Source organism: Phytoactinopolyspora halotolerans (genome assembly GCF_010550675.1).
GTDB lineage: Bacteria > Actinomycetota > Actinomycetes > Jiangellales > Jiangellaceae > Phytoactinopolyspora > Phytoactinopolyspora halotolerans.
Genome location: NZ_JAAGOA010000016.1, coordinates 25,956 through 41,127, shown reverse-complemented (window position 1 = coordinate 41,127; position 15,172 = coordinate 25,956). Strand labels below are relative to the sequence as shown.

Below are 15,172 nucleotides of genomic sequence, written 5' to 3'. Positions count from 1 at the left end.
TAAGCAGACGTCCCTATACCGCTGCTACATAGACGACTTGTCCGGTTGCGCCCGTTCGGCCGGATCAGACCTCTGGAGCGGGCGGACGCTCCGCCTTCTGCTGCTGTTCCTCCGGAGTGTCCGCGGTCGGCACCGGCTGCTCCTCGTCGGTCTCCGCCTCCCTGACCGTAGGTGTCGACCTGGCGGTGGACGGCGCCGGTGCCGCACCGGCATGCTCCTCGCCGGTGGTCGTCGGGGCGGCGCCGGCCGTCTCGGGCTCGACTGCCTCGCCCTGCCGCACCCACAGCGTCCGCTGCGGGAACGGGATCTCGATACCTTCGGCGTCGAACCGTCGCTTGATCCGTTCCCGCAGTTCCCGAGCGACCTTCCACTGCTCCAACGGCCTGGTCTGCACGACGAGCCGGACGACGATGCTATCGGCACCGAGCGCCTCCACACCCCACACCTCGGGCTCGTCCAGAATCAGGTCGCTCCACACCTCCTCGGTGGCGAGTTCGTGCCCAACCTCCTCCAGGAGCCGACGGACGGTGGCGGTGTCCGAGTCGTAGGAGACGCCGACGTCGATCACCGCACGGGCCCAGTCCTGACTGGAGTTCCCGATCCGGATGACTTCGCCGTTGCGGACATACCAGACCGTGCCGTCCACCGAACGCAGTCGCGTCACCCGTAGCGCGACCGCCTCGACAACGCCGGACGCCTCACCCATGTCGATCACGTCGCCGACACCGTACTGGTCCTCGAGCAGCATCGAGATACCGGCGAGGAAGTCCTTGACCAGGTTCTGCGCGCCGAACCCGAGCGCGACCCCGGCGATACCCGCCGACGCGAGCAACGGCCCGATCGGGTACCCGAGGATGTCCAATGCCATCACGACGGCGATCACGCCGATGACGAAGGTCGTCACGCTCTTCAGCAGCGATCCGAGCGTCTCCACCCGCAACGCACGTCGCTCCGAGTAAGCCCCGGCACTGCCGAAGACGATCCGGGCCGCCGTCTCCGAGCCCAGCACGGACTTCGGCGGCTCCCGATCGACGGTCCGCCTGACCACCCTGGCGATCACCTTGTGCAGCATGTAGCGGAGAATCACCGCGAGCGCGACCAGGACGAGCAGCTGGATCGGCCTGTCCAGCAGGACATCGGTCCACCAGTCGCCGCTGAACCGTTCCGGGTCGTCCTCCTGGTTTTGGGCGAAGTAGGTCATGGTGTCGTCACGTCCTTGCGTTTCTCAGATGAAGCCGTGGACGGCGTTCCTCACTCGATGACGCGCAGCTGCTCGGCCAGGAAGCCGAGCTGATCGGCGGCAAGGTCGACGGTCCGGGAGACCGCGCGTGCACCGTGGCCGACCTCTCGCTCCGCTCGGATCAGAATCGGCCGGTGCTCCGGGCCGGCCGACGTCGCGTCCTGCAATGCGGCGGCCAGCTTCCTGGCGTGCATCGGGTCTACCCGGGTGTCGCCGTCGAACACGGTGAACAGCACCGCCGGGTAGGCGACACCCGGCCGGACATGGTGGTACGGCGAATACCCGAGCAGCCACCGGAACTCCTCGGCATCCTCGACCGTGCCGTATTCGTCGTTCCAGGTCGCACCGAGGCCGAACTGCTCGTACCTGATCATGTCCAGGAGCGGAGCCGAGCAGACGACGGCCCCGAACGACTCCGGATGCTGGGTCAGCGCAGCCCCGACCAGCAGGCCGCCGTTGGATCCGCCGGAGATACCCAGCTGCTGGTGCGTCGTCCAACCGTGCTCGACGAGGTACTCGGCGGCCGCATGGAAGTCGTCGAAGACGTTCTGCTTGTTCGCGCGCATGCCGGCGCGATGCCACTCTTCGCCTTCCTCGGATCCGCCGCGCAGGTTCGCGACCGCCCAGACGCCGCCGGCTTCCACCCACGCGAGCGCGTTGGCGCTGTAAGCCGGCGTGAGGGAGATGTTGAACCCGCCGTACCCGTACAGCACAGCCGGGCGCGGCCGGTCCGGTCCGTCGGAATCGGCGCCGGCACCGGCGGCGGACGACAGGATGATCATCCGGACCTCGGTGCCGTCTTTGGACCGGTAGGTGACCTGCTTGGAGCGGACCTGAGGCAGGTCGACGTCGCCGGGACTGTCCTCCCACACGGATACCTCGTGCGTGCGCGCGTCGTAGTGCAGCACACGTGCAGGCGTGCCGTGATCGGTGTAGACGAACCACGACTCGTGGCCGCCCTCGGGCCGCTCCACCAGCCCGCCGACGCTGCCGAGGCCGGGCAGGGGGAGACTGTTCAGCCGGCGGCCCGTCTCCAGCTCGTGCACGGTGATCTCGGAGATCGCGTGCCGGGTCCACGTCACCAGGAGCAACGGCCGGTCGAGTTCGGCCCCGTCCAGGATCGCGAAGTCTTCCAGCACCGCCGAGGGGTCCTCCGCTACCAGGTCGCGCCAGTGCTCGGGTTCCGGCGTTCGGGGATCCGCGACGGTCAGCCGCCCGCGCGGTGCGTCCAGGTTGGTGAGCGCGTAGAGCCGTCCGTCGCGTGCGACGTGCAGTCCGGCCAGCGCGTCGACACCGACCATGACCGGCCGCAGTTCGGGCACCGCTGGGTCGGCGGCCTCCAGGTCGGCCAGCCACACGTCGTGCCTGGGTGCGGTGCCCTGCCGGGCGGTGACGACGAGCCAACGGCCGTCCCGGCTGACCGAGACGCCGTAGTAGTTGGTCTTGTCCTTGCCGGCGCCGAAGACCTCCACGTCGGTGGACGGATCGGTGCCGAGCCGGTGCAGGTACACCCGCCGGTGGTACTGCTCCTCGCCTTCCGGCACGGCATCCGGCGCGAGCCGGCGCACGTAGTAGTACGCCTTGCCGCCGGGCAGCCAGGCGATCGGCGAGTAGCGGGCCCGGTCGATCGGTCCGTCGACGACGTCGCCGGTGCGCACGTCCAGCACCCGCACCACCGACTCCTCGCGGCCGCCCTCGGAGAGCTGGTAGGCGAGCAGGTCACCCTCCTTCGACGGCTGCCAGGCGTCGAGCGTGGTGGTGCCGGACGGGTCGACGACGACCGGATCGATCAGCGTCCGTTCGGTGCCGTCCGGGTCGGTGGTGAGCAGTACGGCATGCTCCTGGTCCGGCAGCCGCCGGCTGTGGAAGCGTCGCTCGCCGCGCCACACCGGGGCTCCGACGGAGCCGGAGCGCAGCAGCTCGGTCAGCCGCTGCCGGAACCCTTCTCGGGATGTCCACCGTTCACGGTGCCGCTCCAGCAGCCGGTCCTGGGCGTCCGCCCACGCACGCGTGGCGTCGGCGTCCGGGTCTTCCAGCGCACGGAACGGGTCAGGCACGGTGACTCCGTGCAGGACGTCGGCGTCGTCGCCCTTCGGCGCGGCCGGGTACGGCGAGGTCGAGCTGTCATGTGTCACCTGAGTGACTTTACGAGGTCGGCCCCGGTGGCCCGCAATGACGGGTGCGCGTTCCCGCTTCCCGGTGATCATGGAATGTCCGGGTACATACCGGTCACCGCCGGGCAGGCGGGAGGGCGACGACGGGTTGAGCGACGGAGGTGACGGTGCGGCTGCGCCGATGGGATCCGGCCGGGCCGGCGTTGCGACGGCGCCGCCGCGGGCGCGGGTTCAGCTATGAAGACGTCGACGGCCGGCGGCTGATCGACGACGAGACGCTGCGACGCATCCGCGCGCTGGCCATCCCGCCGGCGTGGCGGGACGTGCGGATCTGCCCGTGGCCGAACGGGCACCTGCAGGCGGTGGGGACCGACGACGCCGGACGGCGTCAGTATCTGTACCACCCGCAATGGCGAGCCCGGAAGGATCGAGAGAAGTTCGCCCGGATCCTCGAGTTCGGGTGGCGGCTGCCGGATGCGCGCAAGCAGATCGCCGAGGATCTGCGCAGCCGCGGGCTGAACCGCAGGAGAGTGCTCGGCGCGGCCGCGCGCCTGCTCGACCTCGGGTTCTTCCGGGTGGGCGGCGAGCAGTACGCGGAGGAGAACGGCTCATACGGGTTGGCGACGCTGCTGGCCAGACATGTAGAGGTGCGGCGCGGGCACACGTTGGTCTTCGACTATCCGGCCAAGTCCGGCCAGGAACGTGTGCAGTCGGTGGCGGACGAACAGGTGGTGGCGGTGATCCGGGCCCTGCTGCGCCGCCGCGACCCGGACGACACGCTGCTTGCCTACTACCAGGATCGCGGCTGGCACAACGTGAACTCGGCGGACATCAACGGCTACCTGCACGAGCTGTTCGGCGACGACATCAGCGCCAAGGATTTCCGCACCTGGCACGGCACGGTGCTGGCCGCGGCCGCCCTCGCCGTGGCGGAGCGCACTGACACCCCGACGGCGCGCAAGCGGGCACGTACTCAGGCCATGCGCGAGGTCGGAGCGTGTCTCGGCAATACGCCGGCGGTGTGCCGGTCGTCGTATGTGGATCCCGCGGTGGTGGACGCGTTCGAACGCGGGCAGACCATCAAGGCGGCCGTCGCCGGAGTCGACACGGATGAGATCGGCGGTCTGGCGATGAACCCGTCCATCGAGCGTGCCGTGCTCGAATTGCTGACCGGTGACGAGTGACCACGCAACGGGCACGGCACGGTCATGGCGGTCGGCTCACGCCAGCACGCGCAGCGCCGCGGGCCTCACCCGCACCGTCACCGGCAGCGTGCCGATCAACTCGCCGTCTCCGCCGACGGGCAACGGCCGGTCGGCCTCCACCCGGACGTCGCGGCCGCGGAAGACCAGCACCTCGGGCCGGTTCACGTGTGCACCGGTGTAGAGCTCGCGCATGGCGATGGAGACGAACGTCCGCTTCGGAACGTCCGTCAGCGCGACCACGTCGAGCAGTCCGTCGTCCACCCGTGCGTCCGGCGCGGCGTGCCGTCCGTTGCCGAAGTAGCCGGAGTTCGCTGCGACCACCGTGTAGCCGCGGAGATCATGCGGCGTGCCATCGATGGCCACGCGGTACGAGACCGCTCGCCAGCCGGCCAGCGCTCGCGCCGCCGCGTAGTGATAGGCGACTCCGCCAAGGATTCGTGCCCGGTTGAAGTAGCCGTTCGCCACCGCGTCGATCCCCGCGTACACGCTTCCGACGACGACGCGCCCGTCGACGTCGATGACGTCGACGATCCTCGGTTCAGCGTCGTGGAGGGACCGGGCCAGCGCCGCCGTGTCGGCCGGTATGTTCAGCTGACGAGCGAAATCATTGCCGCGGCCGACCGGAACGATGCCCAGCGTCCCGCCGGTACGGACCATAGCCCCGGCGAGCGCCCCGACCGTCCCGTCGCCGCCGACCGCCAGCACCACGTCGCCGCGCTCCGCCGCGACGGTGGCGAGGTCGACGGCGTGCTGGAGGCTGCTGCTGTGTTCCAGGGTCACCTTGGCGCCGACATCGCTCAGCGCCCGAAGCACCGGATGCAGCCGTGCCGCGACGGTCCGTCGGGACCAGCCCGCGGTACCCGCATGAGGGTTCACGACGGCGGTGAACGTACGCACAGCTCCTCCGATTGCAATCGAGTTCACCCGCTGCATCCAAGCGGCAGCACACGGCGCCTGGATGAGCATCACCCAGTCTCTCGCACGGCACGGCGGGCGCGGGTCTGGACCAGGATCACGGAGTGTTCGTCGACGTGGCGGCAGAAGTTCAACGGCTTTCACGAGCCGTCGCGGCGGAACACCCCGAACTCGACGAGAAGAGCCAAGCCGATGCCCGCAAGCGTCGTCAGCAGATCGTCGATGCCCAAAGCGGTATCGCGCTCGACCAGGGTCGCTGCTACCACGTTGCTGACGATCAGACCTGTCTAGAATCCTTGAATGTGTGGTGTTCATGCGGTTAGATCCAATTGTCGGATTGTAGTTTATTCAGCGGCAGGGATGTGGGGATCCGTGGTGGGTCGCAAGGGGATCTTTCGTGGCATTATTGTGTTTGTGATCATTTGTACGGCACGTCTCGCGTCTTTAATCCCCGGGAATGCTGGGGTGTTTGCAAGAGATGATGGTTATGAGTCCGGCGAGCTAAGAATGCTGTGTCATGGTTAACTCCTTGCTCGATACCTTCGTCGAGCGACTGCGAGAGCATGGTGCCGACGCGACCTATGTCGTGGATGAGTGTCGTGTAATGATTCGAAGCTGGGAAGGGCGAAAGCTCGAGCCAAGTGTGTCCTTGCAACTGAACCCCGACACATTCGATCAAGATGTCCGATTGGATGAAGAGACTCGATCGTCGCTCTGGCCAGATTCCGATCGGTACACCGGTGGCATCAACCTTCTGTTGGTGCATCTTGACGAGATGATTCTTAGTGGAAATGCTCAGGCCGGAGAGTTGATCCTTACGGCTAAGGGTGTGCAACACGCTCGGCAAACCGGCAACAGAGGAGCGTCAGAGGCGGGGGGCACCTACAGGGCGTACTTGCCTGAAACGGACTCGTACTTCGAGCCGGAGGGTGAATAGGCTGCTCTCCACTCCGTTTGAAGATCGGCTACGCGTTGTGGACGATCATCCGGCAAGGGGGCGGTGGCCGACGCGACGAGCGCGCGCGGCGGGCGATTCGTGTTCGGCGAGGTAGAAGATCTCGACCATTCGGGCCAGGTTGAACACCGATGTCCGCGAGTCGATCGTTGCTCCGAGTTCGAACTCCTCGGGTGCCATGAACCGCGTTGAACCCGGTAGCCGACCTTTGTCGTTCAGGTAAGGGCCTTGCCGATAACACTCGAAATCGATCACCCGGATGTCGCCTGAGCGGAAGTCGTACATCAGGCATCCGTCGTAGAAGTCGCCGTTGACCCACCCGGCCGATTCAAGCGCGACATGAAGGTCGATCACCTCGTCTACGGCGCTGGCGATGATCTCGGCGGGCAGGGTCTTGAACCGGTGGTGTGCCTCGGCCGGATTCTGTCGCCGTTCGCGCGGGCAGTGCAAGAGCTCTCCGTCGAACCAGTCATATACCACCGCGATGCCGTCGGATGTCGTGATCACATCATGAAGTGCCACCAGCGCCGGGTGGTCGATGTGGTGGATTTCGGCCGCACGGCGCAGGACGCTGACCCGCTCGTCGCGACTCGTTCCGGCGGCACTGGGCGCGGGGCCGCCGGCAGTCTTGACGAAGTAGCGTGCCGAGCCGGTATCGACGCCGTACGAAACGTGCCCGGAGTCCTGGCTGCGTTCGTCGAAGATCGCGAACAGGCGACCCATTCGGCGAACGAGGTCATGGGTGGACATGGGGGAAAGGCGCGAGGCCGTCATAGATCTCAGCTCGGCTCCATCGATGGCAGACGCCAGCTCAGTTTAGCCCGGGGCGCTTCCAGGCCCGGCGTCCTGTGCGCGCTAGAAGCTGGCCGCCTGCCAGGCATTATGTTATTGACATCATATGCCATACTCGTCATAATCGGAGAGATGGCCTGGGAAATGATCCTCGTTGATGAGGTGGACGAGTGGTTCATGAACCTTGTCCACCATGACAAGGAGGCTGCAGCTCATGTCGAGGCGGCGATCGATCTACTCGCGCAAGGAGGCCCGGCGCTCGGACGTCCCTACGTAGACACGATCCACGGCTCTCGGATCAAGAACCTCAAGGAGTTGAGGCCATCCAACATTCGGATCCTGTTCGTGTTCGATCCGCAGAAGCAAGCCGTACTGCTGATCGCGGGGGACCAGGCCGGACAGTGGAAGCAGTGGTACCGAGAGAACATTCCTGTGGCTGAGCAGCGTTACCAGAAGTGGCTAGATGGCGGCTACGAGATCGAGAGGAAGCAATGACGATGGCGCGGACGTGGAAGCACGTTAAGGAGGCACTGCCGAGCACGCCGGAGCGCAAGGCGCGTGTTCGGGAGATCCGGGAGGAGATGCTGGCGGAGGCCCGGGCACACCGCCTTGCGGAGATCCGTGAGGCATACGGATTGAACCAGACTGAGGTAGCCAGGCGGGTCGGCCTGACGCAGCCGAGGGTTTCCCGGATCGAACGAGGGGATCTGAATAGGTCGGAGATCGGTACGCTGCGTTCCTATGTAGAGGCACTTGGCGGTGAGATCGAGATCGTCGCGAAGTTCGGCGACGAGCGGTTCAGGGTTGCATGACGGACACTCACTGCTTGCTCTCACAGGTTGTCGAGAATCTCTCGGGCACGGCGGTCTACGACCGGCTCTTGGTGGTGCGCGTGTCCAGGAGCAGTGCCTTGCCAATGAAGAGCCACGAGCCTAGTGGCGCAGTTCTATCTCGTCGGATGTGCCTGCGCGGACGACGAACGTGAGGGTCGAGGGGACGTCGATTTCGACGATCTGGGTTCCGCACGCCGGGACGGTGACGTGCGTGAACGCGACCAGCTCGCGTAGCCGCGGCACCGCGACGCCGTCGGGACGGTGGGCGTACACCTGGACCACGTCGTCGGCGTCGTCGCTACCGGTGTTCTCCAGTGTGACCCGGAGACGGACGGACGGGGTGTCACAGCCGGCGTGGTCGCCAGCACCGTCGACGTCGGCGTCCGCTTCGGCCGCGGGAATCACCTCGGCGTCCTGGATGTGGATCGGCCCGGTTGACGTGCCGTATCCGAAGGGGCGCAGCACTGGATCGGTCGCGTCGGCGTAGACACCTGCGGGCTCGTGCCGGTCGTCGTGGTGGATCGGGACGACGCCGGGATGGCCGGGCAACGTCATCGGCAGCCGACCCGTGGCGGCACGCACACCCGTCAGCACATCGAGCACCGCATCGGCGCCGTACGGACCGGGGTAACCGGCCCACAATGTGGCGTCCCCGTGAGCCAGAACCGATGTCAGCACATGCGCCCGCCCGGCCACGACGACGGCGACGACGGGAGCGTCCGTGGCTCCGCGTACGCGTGCGAGCAGCGTGTCCTGGTCGCCCGGAAGTCCCAGGTCGGCCAGGTCGACGCCTTCTCCTGACGTGGCCCTCGCAGGTCCGCCGCCAGCGGTCACGTCGACGGCCCCGACGTCGGTGAACTCGTCGTCGTAGGACCGGTGGCTGGTACCGCCGAGAACGGCGATGACGACGTCCGCCGCAGCGGCGAGCGCATCGAGGTCGACGTCGGGCTGCAGCGACGGTACGTGGTCGAGTCGCGCCCCCGGGGCAAGCCGCTTCCGCAGAGCCTGAAGAACACTGGGCGTTTCCCGGTCGGCGGCCCGGCACGAGCATGCATTGTGGTCGCTATCGTGACCGTAATGTTGTCTCGTTGGTCGGCTGTCTGGCTCGAGCGGTGCGACGTAGTCTCCGAGCAGGGCTGTGACCTGGCCGGCGTGCGGCCCGATGACCAGCACGCGGCGCGCCTGATTCAGGCTCAACGGCAGCACATCGGCGTCGTCACCGAGCAGCACCAGCGAGCGCCGGGCGAGTTCCGCGGACAGTTCCCGCGCCTGCGCGCGCGCCGCCTCCAGTAGGTCTGCCGGGCTCTGAGTCGTGCCGGGGTGACGGTGTGCCACCGGCTCATCGGTCACCGCTGTGTCGCCCTGCGCTGTCGACACGCCGTCGGGCACGAGACCGAGGAGCTGCTTGACGTGGAGCACACGGCGACAGGCGGCGTCGATGGCGTCGCGGACCTTCTCGTCGCCGTCGGCCACCTCCTCCAGCCGGGTGAACGCCTCGTCCCACAGGGATATGTCCACACCGCTGAGCAGTGCCAGCCGAGCCGCCGCCGGCAGCGAACCGGCCACGGATTCCAATCGGTCGATCGCATGCCCGTCGGCCATGACCATCCCGTCGAACCCCCACTCCCTGCGGAGGATGTCCCGCAGCAGCTCCGGGTTGGCGCAACACGGCACGCCGTCGATGTCGTTGTACGCGGCCATCACGCCGACCGCGCCGGCGCGCACTCCGGCCTCGGCCGGCGGCAGGTGGATCTCACGCAGGTCGCGTGGTCCGATCACGGCGGATTGGCCGTTGCGGCCACCCATCGCCTCACCTTGCGCGGCGAAATGCTTGAGCACGACGCCGACGCCGGTGCGGACACCCGATCCGAGGCCGGAGCGGACACCGGTCCCATCGCCGACGCCCGCCTGACCGAGCGCCGAACGTTGTGGCCCCTGCATGCCACGGACCAGCGCCGCCGCCATCTCCGCAGCGAGCATCGGGGACTCGCCGAGACACTCCTCGGAGCGGCCCCAGCGCGGGTCGCGAAGCACGTCCAACGCCGACACCAGCGCGATGTGAACGCCGCTCGCGGCGAGCTCGGCCGCCACCGCCCGGGCGGCCTCCTCGACCAGAGCCGGATCCCACGTGGCGGCCAGGTTGAGCGGCACCGGGAGGATCGTGCCGCCGAGGGCCTGATGGCCGTGCGGGGCCTCCTCCACCAGCAGGGGTGGGATCCCTTGCGAGCTGCCGGCCCGCACCGCATCGGACACCATCGCGGCGACCTCGGCGCGGTCGTCGGGATGGATGCCGTCGGCCCACGACCTGCCGGACCACGGATCGGCCCGGAACATCCCGTAGAGCGCTCCCATCCCGTCCCACCGGTCCAGCTCGGCGCGGAACGTGTCGGTCAGCCGCCAGCGGCCGTCCACCCGGCGCACGCACTCCCAGCCGAAGAGTCGCTGATTGAGCTGGCCGATCTTCTCCCGCAGCGTCATGCGGGTGATGAGCTCGTCGACGGCGGTGCTGGAGGTGTCGGTCATCGTCGGCTCCACTAGGCGCCGATCGCCAGCGACGGGTCCTCGCTCACCGCGGCGTAGACGCTGCGCCCGTCCGCCGCGGGCTGGACCACGGAGGTGATGCCGCGTGCCTCCAGCCGGGCGGCGTCATCGGCGTCTGCCGACGTCACCAGCGCGGGGCGTTCGCCGGCCGCGGCGAGCTCTATCCACCGGGTGAATATGCCGCCGCCCGGAGCCGCGTCGGAGCGCCGCAGCGGCACGTCGTTCTCGTCCACCGGAACGACGACGGCCGTCGTCCGCGGTGGGGGAGCCGACGGAGCCGCCGCCGACGTCAGCTCCGCCGCCACCGACGCGAACCGCTGCGCGATCGGCTTCGGTTTGCCTTCCTCGTCGAACAGCCCGAGCGTGTGCTCGAGCTCCGGGAAGTCGGCGAAGCTGCGCGCTACGTCGTGCGAGCACCACCAGGTCACGCCCCACATGCCCGGGACATCGGCGGCGTGCCGCACCGTCTGCTCACAGAAGTCGGCCACCTCGCTCTCCGCCAGGCAGTTCAGCGGCGCCCCGACCTCTTGCAGCCAGACCGGGCGGCTGTCGTCGACGGCGAACGCCCGGGACAGTTCGGCCAGGTACTCCGCATGCCGGACGCTCTGCTCCGACAACCCGCCGTAGGTCTGCCCGGTGCCGTTGAAGATCCAGGAGTGGATCGCGGTCATGTCACCGGACCGGCTGGCGTGCGTCGGCAGGAAGGGGTGGTCGTCCAGGTACCACGCGGCGTCGTACTCGGCGTGCAGCACCGCTACGCCGGGGCCGGCGGAACCAGGCGAGCCGGCGGAACCACGGGAGCCCGCGGAACCACGGGAGCCGGCGGAACCGCCGGGAACGGTGCCCAGCAGGGTATCCAGCCACGCGGTCACGTCGTCAGGCGTCGCCGTCATGGGCGTGGGGTGCGGCCGGTCGGCGAACTGGTTGAGCTCGTTGCCGATGGTCAGCGCCATATAACCGGGGACGTCGGCGAGCGCTTCGTGCAGCGCTCCCACCAGCCGCGCCTGGGCGTCCACTGCGTCCCGGTCGGTGAACATGCTCCGCCGGTGCCACGTCGTCATCCAGCTCGGCAGGAAATCGAAGCTGGACAGGTGGCCCTGGATGGCGTCGACAGCCGAATCCAGCCCGGCCGCGGTGGCCAGCTCCACCGTGGTGCGCACGTCCTCCAGCGCCTGCTGCCGGATGGTCGACCGGTTCGGCTGGAGCAGCGGCCACAGCGGGAAGATCCGTACGTGATCGAGACCGAGCGCGGCGATCGCGTCGAAATCCCGGCGGACGTCGTCCCAGGACGGCTCCAGCCACGAGTAGAACCAGCCGACGGACGGCGTGTAGTTGACGCCGAAACGCAGTGTGCTCAACCTTTGATTCCTCCTGATTCCAGGCCCCGGAAGAAGAAGCGCTGGAGTGCGACGAAAAAGATGACGATCGGGATGAGCGCGATGATCGTTCCGGCCGCGATCAACCGGGGGTCATCGATGAACGTCCCGCGCAGGTGGTTCAATCCGACCGTCAGGGTGTAGTTGTTCTGATCGGACAGGACGATCAGCGGCCACAGGAAGTCGTTCCACGCTCCCATGAAGGCGAAGATCACGACGACGCTGATCATCCCCTTGACCTGGGGTAGACAGACCCGGACGAAGCGCTGCCAGGCGTTCGCGCCGTCGATGACGGCCGCCTCCTCCAGCTCCTGCGGGATGGCACGGAAGCTGTTGCGCATCAGCAGCACGTTCAACGCGGCGACGAGGCCCGGAAGTGCGACGCCGATCAGGGAGTCGTTCACGCCGATCGAGCGCACCAGCAGGAATTGGGCGACGATGACGGTCTCGATCGGCACCAGCAAGGCTGCGACGAACACCAGGGCCGCCACGCCCCGGCCACGGAACTTCAACCGGGCGAGCGCATAACCGGCGAAGGTGGCACCGATGACATTGCCGCCCACCACCATCGCGGCGACGAGGAACGAGTTGAACACGTACCGCAGCAGCGGCAGCCGGTCGATGACCGCGGTGTAGTGCTCGAAGGTGGGGTCGTTCGGGATGACCTCCGGCGGCGTGGCGTAGATGTCGTCGCCGGCGCCCTTGAGCGACAGCGAGAGTTGCCACACCAGCGGGCCCGCCAGCAGCAGGAACATCAGGATCAGGATCGCGTACCGGGCGATCGAGCCCTTGCGGACGCGGCGCCTCCGGGGTTTGACCGCCGGCTGGTCCTGCGGCGTCGACGTGATGACGGCACTACTCATGCGTCCTCCTCACGGCGCTGGTACCAGAGCTGGGCGAGGAGTAGCGCTCCCATGATCACGAACATCGCCAGGCTGATCGCACCGGCGTAACCCGTCTCGGCCTGCAGACCGGTGCCTTCGCTCTGGATCAGCATCGTCATCGTGACGTTGCGTCCGCCGACGCCGCCGGTGCCGCCGGTGAGGACGTACACCTCGCCGAACACACGGAACGCCGCGATCGATGAGAACATCGCGATCAGCATCATGGTCGAGCGCACGCCGGGCATGGTGACGCTGAGGAACGTGCGCACCGTGCCGGCCCCGTCGACCGAGGCGGCGTCGTAGAGCGACTGGTCGATGTTGGCCAACGCGGCCAGGTAGATCACCATGTAGTAGCCGAGGCCGGACCAGACGGTGACCATCATGGCGCTGAACAGCAGCAGCCAGCGGTCGGTCAGGAACGGGATCGGGCTGTCGATCGCCCCGATCCACTGCAGCAGCGAGTTCACCAGGCCGCGGCTGTCCAGCAGGTTGGTCCAGATCAAGCCGATGATCACCACCGACATGACCACCGGCAGGTAGTACGACGTCCGGAAGAATCCCAGCAGCCGGCCCTTCCCCGCCACCAGTGCCGCCAGAATCAGCGGCAGCACCACCATGAACGGCACCACGCAGATCACGTACAGCGTGGAGTTGAGCAGTGCCGTGGTGAACCGTGGGTCGTCGAACATCCGGCGGAAGTTCTCCAGCCCGGTGAACTGCCCGTCGCGCAGCAGCGTCGCGTCCGTGAAGGCCAGCCCGAGGGTGTTGAAGAACGGGAACAGGATGAACGTGATCGTGATGGTGAGTCCGAAGGCGAGGAACAGCCACGGCACGTACCAGCGCTGATGGGTCCGCAAGCTGCTCTTCCGGGTGTTCCGGGAGCCCTTCGGTGCGCCGGCCATCGGGCTGCCCACAGCCCGATGGCCGGGCTCGGTGCGCACCTCTGGCGCACCGAACCCGGACACCGGACCGCCGTGCGCCGCGCTCACTCGGAGCCGAGCCTCTCGTTCGCGTAGGCGACCGACTCGTCGAGAGCTTCCTGCGGCGACTTGTCGCCCTGAATCGCGAGTGCGATCTGCTCGCGCATGTAGTCGGCCGACTGCGAGGAGAACGCCGGCGGCCAGTACACCTCGGCCTGCTCGACCTGCTGCGCCGCCTCGACCCGGACGCGCGATTCGTCGGTGTCGTCCGCCTCGGTGAAGAACGGATCGTCGAGCGCTCCGTCGGCGGACGGGAAGATCGCCGCCTGCTGCGAGAACGCGAATTGGTTGTCGACGTTGGTGACGAACCGCGCGAACTCGATCGCCAGGTCCTCGTTGTCCGACTGCGCGTTCACCGCGATCGACTGGATGTACATGTTCGGCGCGGCGTTGGCGATGAGCGGACCCATGGCGACGTTCTCGTAGACGTCCGGCGCGGTCTCCTTCAGGTCCTGCAGCGTGTAGGAGCTGCCCGGTAGCCAGCCGAGATGGCCGGACTTGAAGCCCTCCAGTTCACCGGTCTGCTGCTCGTTCAGGCTGTCCTCGGTGAGTCCGCCGGCCTCGTACAGGTCCTTGTACTTCTGCACGAGCTCCACGCCGGCCGGGTTGTTGAAGGTGAACTCGGTGCCGTCGTCGTTCATCAACTCGACGCCGTACATGCCGAACGTCTCGATCGCCGGCATCCGCCCGATCATCGGGGTGTTCGGGCACTCCTCCGCCATCGTGGCGGCCTGGTCGAACAGCTCGTCGAACGTGGTGGGCAGGTTGCTGGAGTCGAGTCCGCACTCGTCGAACAGCTCGGTGTTGAAGAACGACGGCCCGGTGTTCAGGTACCACGGGTAGCCGTAGGTGCCGCCGCCGAGCCCGGCGAACGTCATCGCCTCCCACGACTTGGGCAGGTACTGCTGCTCGGCCTCCGGATCCGCCTGCGACAGGTCCAGCAGCATGTCGGCGCTGGCCAGCGTGTAGGCGGCTTCCGGGCCGATGTCGATCACGTCGGGCAGCGTGCCCGCGGCGGCGTCGGCGGAGAGCTTGTCCTGGTAGCCCTCGGGCGGCTGGTCGATCCAGTTGATCGTGGTGTCCGGGTGCTGCTCCTCGAAGTCGGCGACGAGGCCGTTGAAGTAGTCCTCGTATCCGCCTTGCAGGTTCCAGGTCTGGAACGTGATCTCGCCGGAGAGTTCGGCGTCCTCGCTGTCACCGGCGTCGGTGGTGTCGGTGGACTCATCGTCGTCCCCGCCGCCGATGCCGCAGGCGCCGAGTAGCAGCGCCGTGGCCGCGACGCCGGTCAGCGCCGCGCGGCTGGAATAGCTGCGAGTGGAGGCTCTCATCCTCATCAA

The 15,172-nt window shown here is 67.6% G+C and carries 13 protein-coding genes; 3 read left to right on the top strand and 10 right to left on the bottom strand.

Going from position 1 to position 15,172, the window contains the following annotated elements; translation table 11 throughout:
* Window positions 1–64 precede the first annotated feature (64 nt).
* Both G1H10_RS21010 and G1H10_RS21005 read right to left on the bottom strand, forming a co-directional pair.
* Window positions 65–1,201: a mechanosensitive ion channel family protein gene (locus G1H10_RS21010; protein ID WP_163741423.1), complete on the bottom strand. Its 1,137-nt coding sequence runs from the start codon at window positions 1,199–1,201 to the stop codon at window positions 65–67.
* Between the two features lie 50 nt (window positions 1,202–1,251).
* The gene (locus G1H10_RS21005; RefSeq protein WP_163741421.1) at window positions 1,252–3,447 is read right to left on the bottom strand and encodes a prolyl oligopeptidase family serine peptidase; all 2,196 of its coding nucleotides are present in this window, start codon (window positions 3,445–3,447) and stop codon (window positions 1,252–1,254) included.
* A gap of 74 nt (window positions 3,448–3,521) precedes the next feature.
* On the opposite strand from G1H10_RS21005, the gene G1H10_RS21000 reads away from it, so the two are divergent.
* Window positions 3,522–4,538, top strand: coding sequence for a DNA topoisomerase IB (locus G1H10_RS21000; RefSeq protein WP_163741419.1), 1,017 nt, complete (start codon window positions 3,522–3,524; stop codon window positions 4,536–4,538).
* 36 nt (window positions 4,539–4,574) lie between these two features.
* On the opposite strand, the gene G1H10_RS20995 is transcribed toward G1H10_RS21000, so the two are convergent.
* The 3 genes from G1H10_RS20995 to G1H10_RS20990 all read right to left on the bottom strand — a co-directional run bounded on the left by G1H10_RS20995 (window position 4,575) and on the right by G1H10_RS20990 (window position 7,152).
* Window positions 4,575–5,456, bottom strand: a complete 882-nt coding sequence (locus tag G1H10_RS20995) for a diacylglycerol/lipid kinase family protein (protein ID WP_163741417.1) — start codon at window positions 5,454–5,456, stop codon at window positions 4,575–4,577.
* 158 nt (window positions 5,457–5,614) lie between these two features.
* Entirely contained in the window at window positions 5,615–5,740 is a 126-nt protein-coding gene (locus tag G1H10_RS34050; RefSeq protein ID WP_281354332.1) for a hypothetical protein, read from the bottom strand.
* 716 nt (window positions 5,741–6,456) lie between these two features.
* Window positions 6,457–7,152: a protein kinase family protein gene (locus G1H10_RS20990; protein WP_246219765.1), complete on the bottom strand. Its 696-nt coding sequence runs from the start codon at window positions 7,150–7,152 to the stop codon at window positions 6,457–6,459.
* Between the two features lie 201 nt (window positions 7,153–7,353).
* On the opposite strand from G1H10_RS20990, the gene G1H10_RS20985 reads away from it, so the two are divergent.
* Window positions 7,354–7,716, top strand: a complete 363-nt coding sequence (locus G1H10_RS20985; RefSeq protein ID WP_163741413.1) for a type II toxin-antitoxin system RelE/ParE family toxin — start codon at window positions 7,354–7,356, stop codon at window positions 7,714–7,716.
* Window positions 7,713–8,033 (top strand): XRE family transcriptional regulator, encoded by a 321-nt coding sequence (locus G1H10_RS20980; RefSeq protein WP_216853508.1) that lies wholly within the window; start codon window positions 7,713–7,715, stop codon window positions 8,031–8,033. The genes G1H10_RS20985 and G1H10_RS20980 overlap by 4 nt, the downstream gene beginning before the upstream one ends.
* Before the next feature lie 120 nt (window positions 8,034–8,153).
* Here the strand turns inward: G1H10_RS20980 and G1H10_RS20975 are convergent, their stop codons facing one another.
* The 5 genes from G1H10_RS20975 to G1H10_RS20955 form a co-directional block, all read right to left on the bottom strand.
* Complete coding sequence (locus tag G1H10_RS20975; protein ID WP_163741411.1) at window positions 8,154–10,577, bottom strand: glycoside hydrolase family 3 protein; 2,424 nt, start codon at window positions 10,575–10,577, stop codon at window positions 8,154–8,156.
* An 11-nt stretch (window positions 10,578–10,588) separates the two neighbouring features.
* Window positions 10,589–11,944, bottom strand: a complete 1,356-nt coding sequence (locus tag G1H10_RS20970) for a glycoside hydrolase 5 family protein (protein ID WP_163741591.1) — start codon at window positions 11,942–11,944, stop codon at window positions 10,589–10,591.
* Between the two features lie 5 nt (window positions 11,945–11,949).
* On the bottom strand, window positions 11,950–12,834 hold the full coding sequence (locus G1H10_RS20965; RefSeq protein WP_163741409.1) for a carbohydrate ABC transporter permease: 885 nt from the start codon (window positions 12,832–12,834) through the stop codon (window positions 11,950–11,952).
* Complete coding sequence (locus tag G1H10_RS34665) at window positions 12,831–13,757, bottom strand: carbohydrate ABC transporter permease (protein WP_163741589.1); 927 nt, start codon at window positions 13,755–13,757, stop codon at window positions 12,831–12,833. The genes G1H10_RS20965 and G1H10_RS34665 overlap by 4 nt, the downstream gene beginning before the upstream one ends.
* Before the next feature lie 83 nt (window positions 13,758–13,840).
* Window positions 13,841–15,169 (bottom strand): ABC transporter substrate-binding protein, encoded by a 1,329-nt coding sequence (locus G1H10_RS20955; protein WP_216853506.1) that lies wholly within the window; start codon window positions 15,167–15,169, stop codon window positions 13,841–13,843.
* Window positions 15,170–15,172: the final 3 nt, after the last annotated feature.

What these genes read in the sequence shown, in the direction of transcription:
- G1H10_RS20990 (WP_246219765.1), bottom strand. Translation starts at nt 7,152, where the DNA reads ATGGGTCGCCTGTTCGCGATCTTCGACGAACGCAGCCAGGACTCCGGG.
- G1H10_RS20980 (WP_216853508.1), top strand. Translation starts at nt 7,713, where the DNA reads ATGACGATGGCGCGGACGTGGAAGCACGTTAAGGAGGCACTGCCGAGC.
- G1H10_RS20955 (WP_216853506.1), bottom strand. Translation starts at nt 15,169, where the DNA reads ATGAGGATGAGAGCCTCCACTCGCAGCTATTCCAGCCGCGCGGCGCTG.
- G1H10_RS20975 (WP_163741411.1), bottom strand. Translation starts at nt 10,577, where the DNA reads ATGACCGACACCTCCAGCACCGCCGTCGACGAGCTCATCACCCGCATG.
- G1H10_RS20985 (WP_163741413.1), top strand. Translation starts at nt 7,354, where the DNA reads ATGGCCTGGGAAATGATCCTCGTTGATGAGGTGGACGAGTGGTTCATG.
- G1H10_RS21005 (WP_163741421.1), bottom strand. Translation starts at nt 3,447, where the DNA reads ATGATCACCGGGAAGCGGGAACGCGCACCCGTCATTGCGGGCCACCGG.
- G1H10_RS34665 (WP_163741589.1), bottom strand. Translation starts at nt 13,757, where the DNA reads ATGGCCGGCGCACCGAAGGGCTCCCGGAACACCCGGAAGAGCAGCTTG.
- G1H10_RS21010 (WP_163741423.1), bottom strand. Translation starts at nt 1,201, where the DNA reads ATGACCTACTTCGCCCAAAACCAGGAGGACGACCCGGAACGGTTCAGC.
- G1H10_RS20965 (WP_163741409.1), bottom strand. Translation starts at nt 12,834, where the DNA reads ATGAGTAGTGCCGTCATCACGTCGACGCCGCAGGACCAGCCGGCGGTC.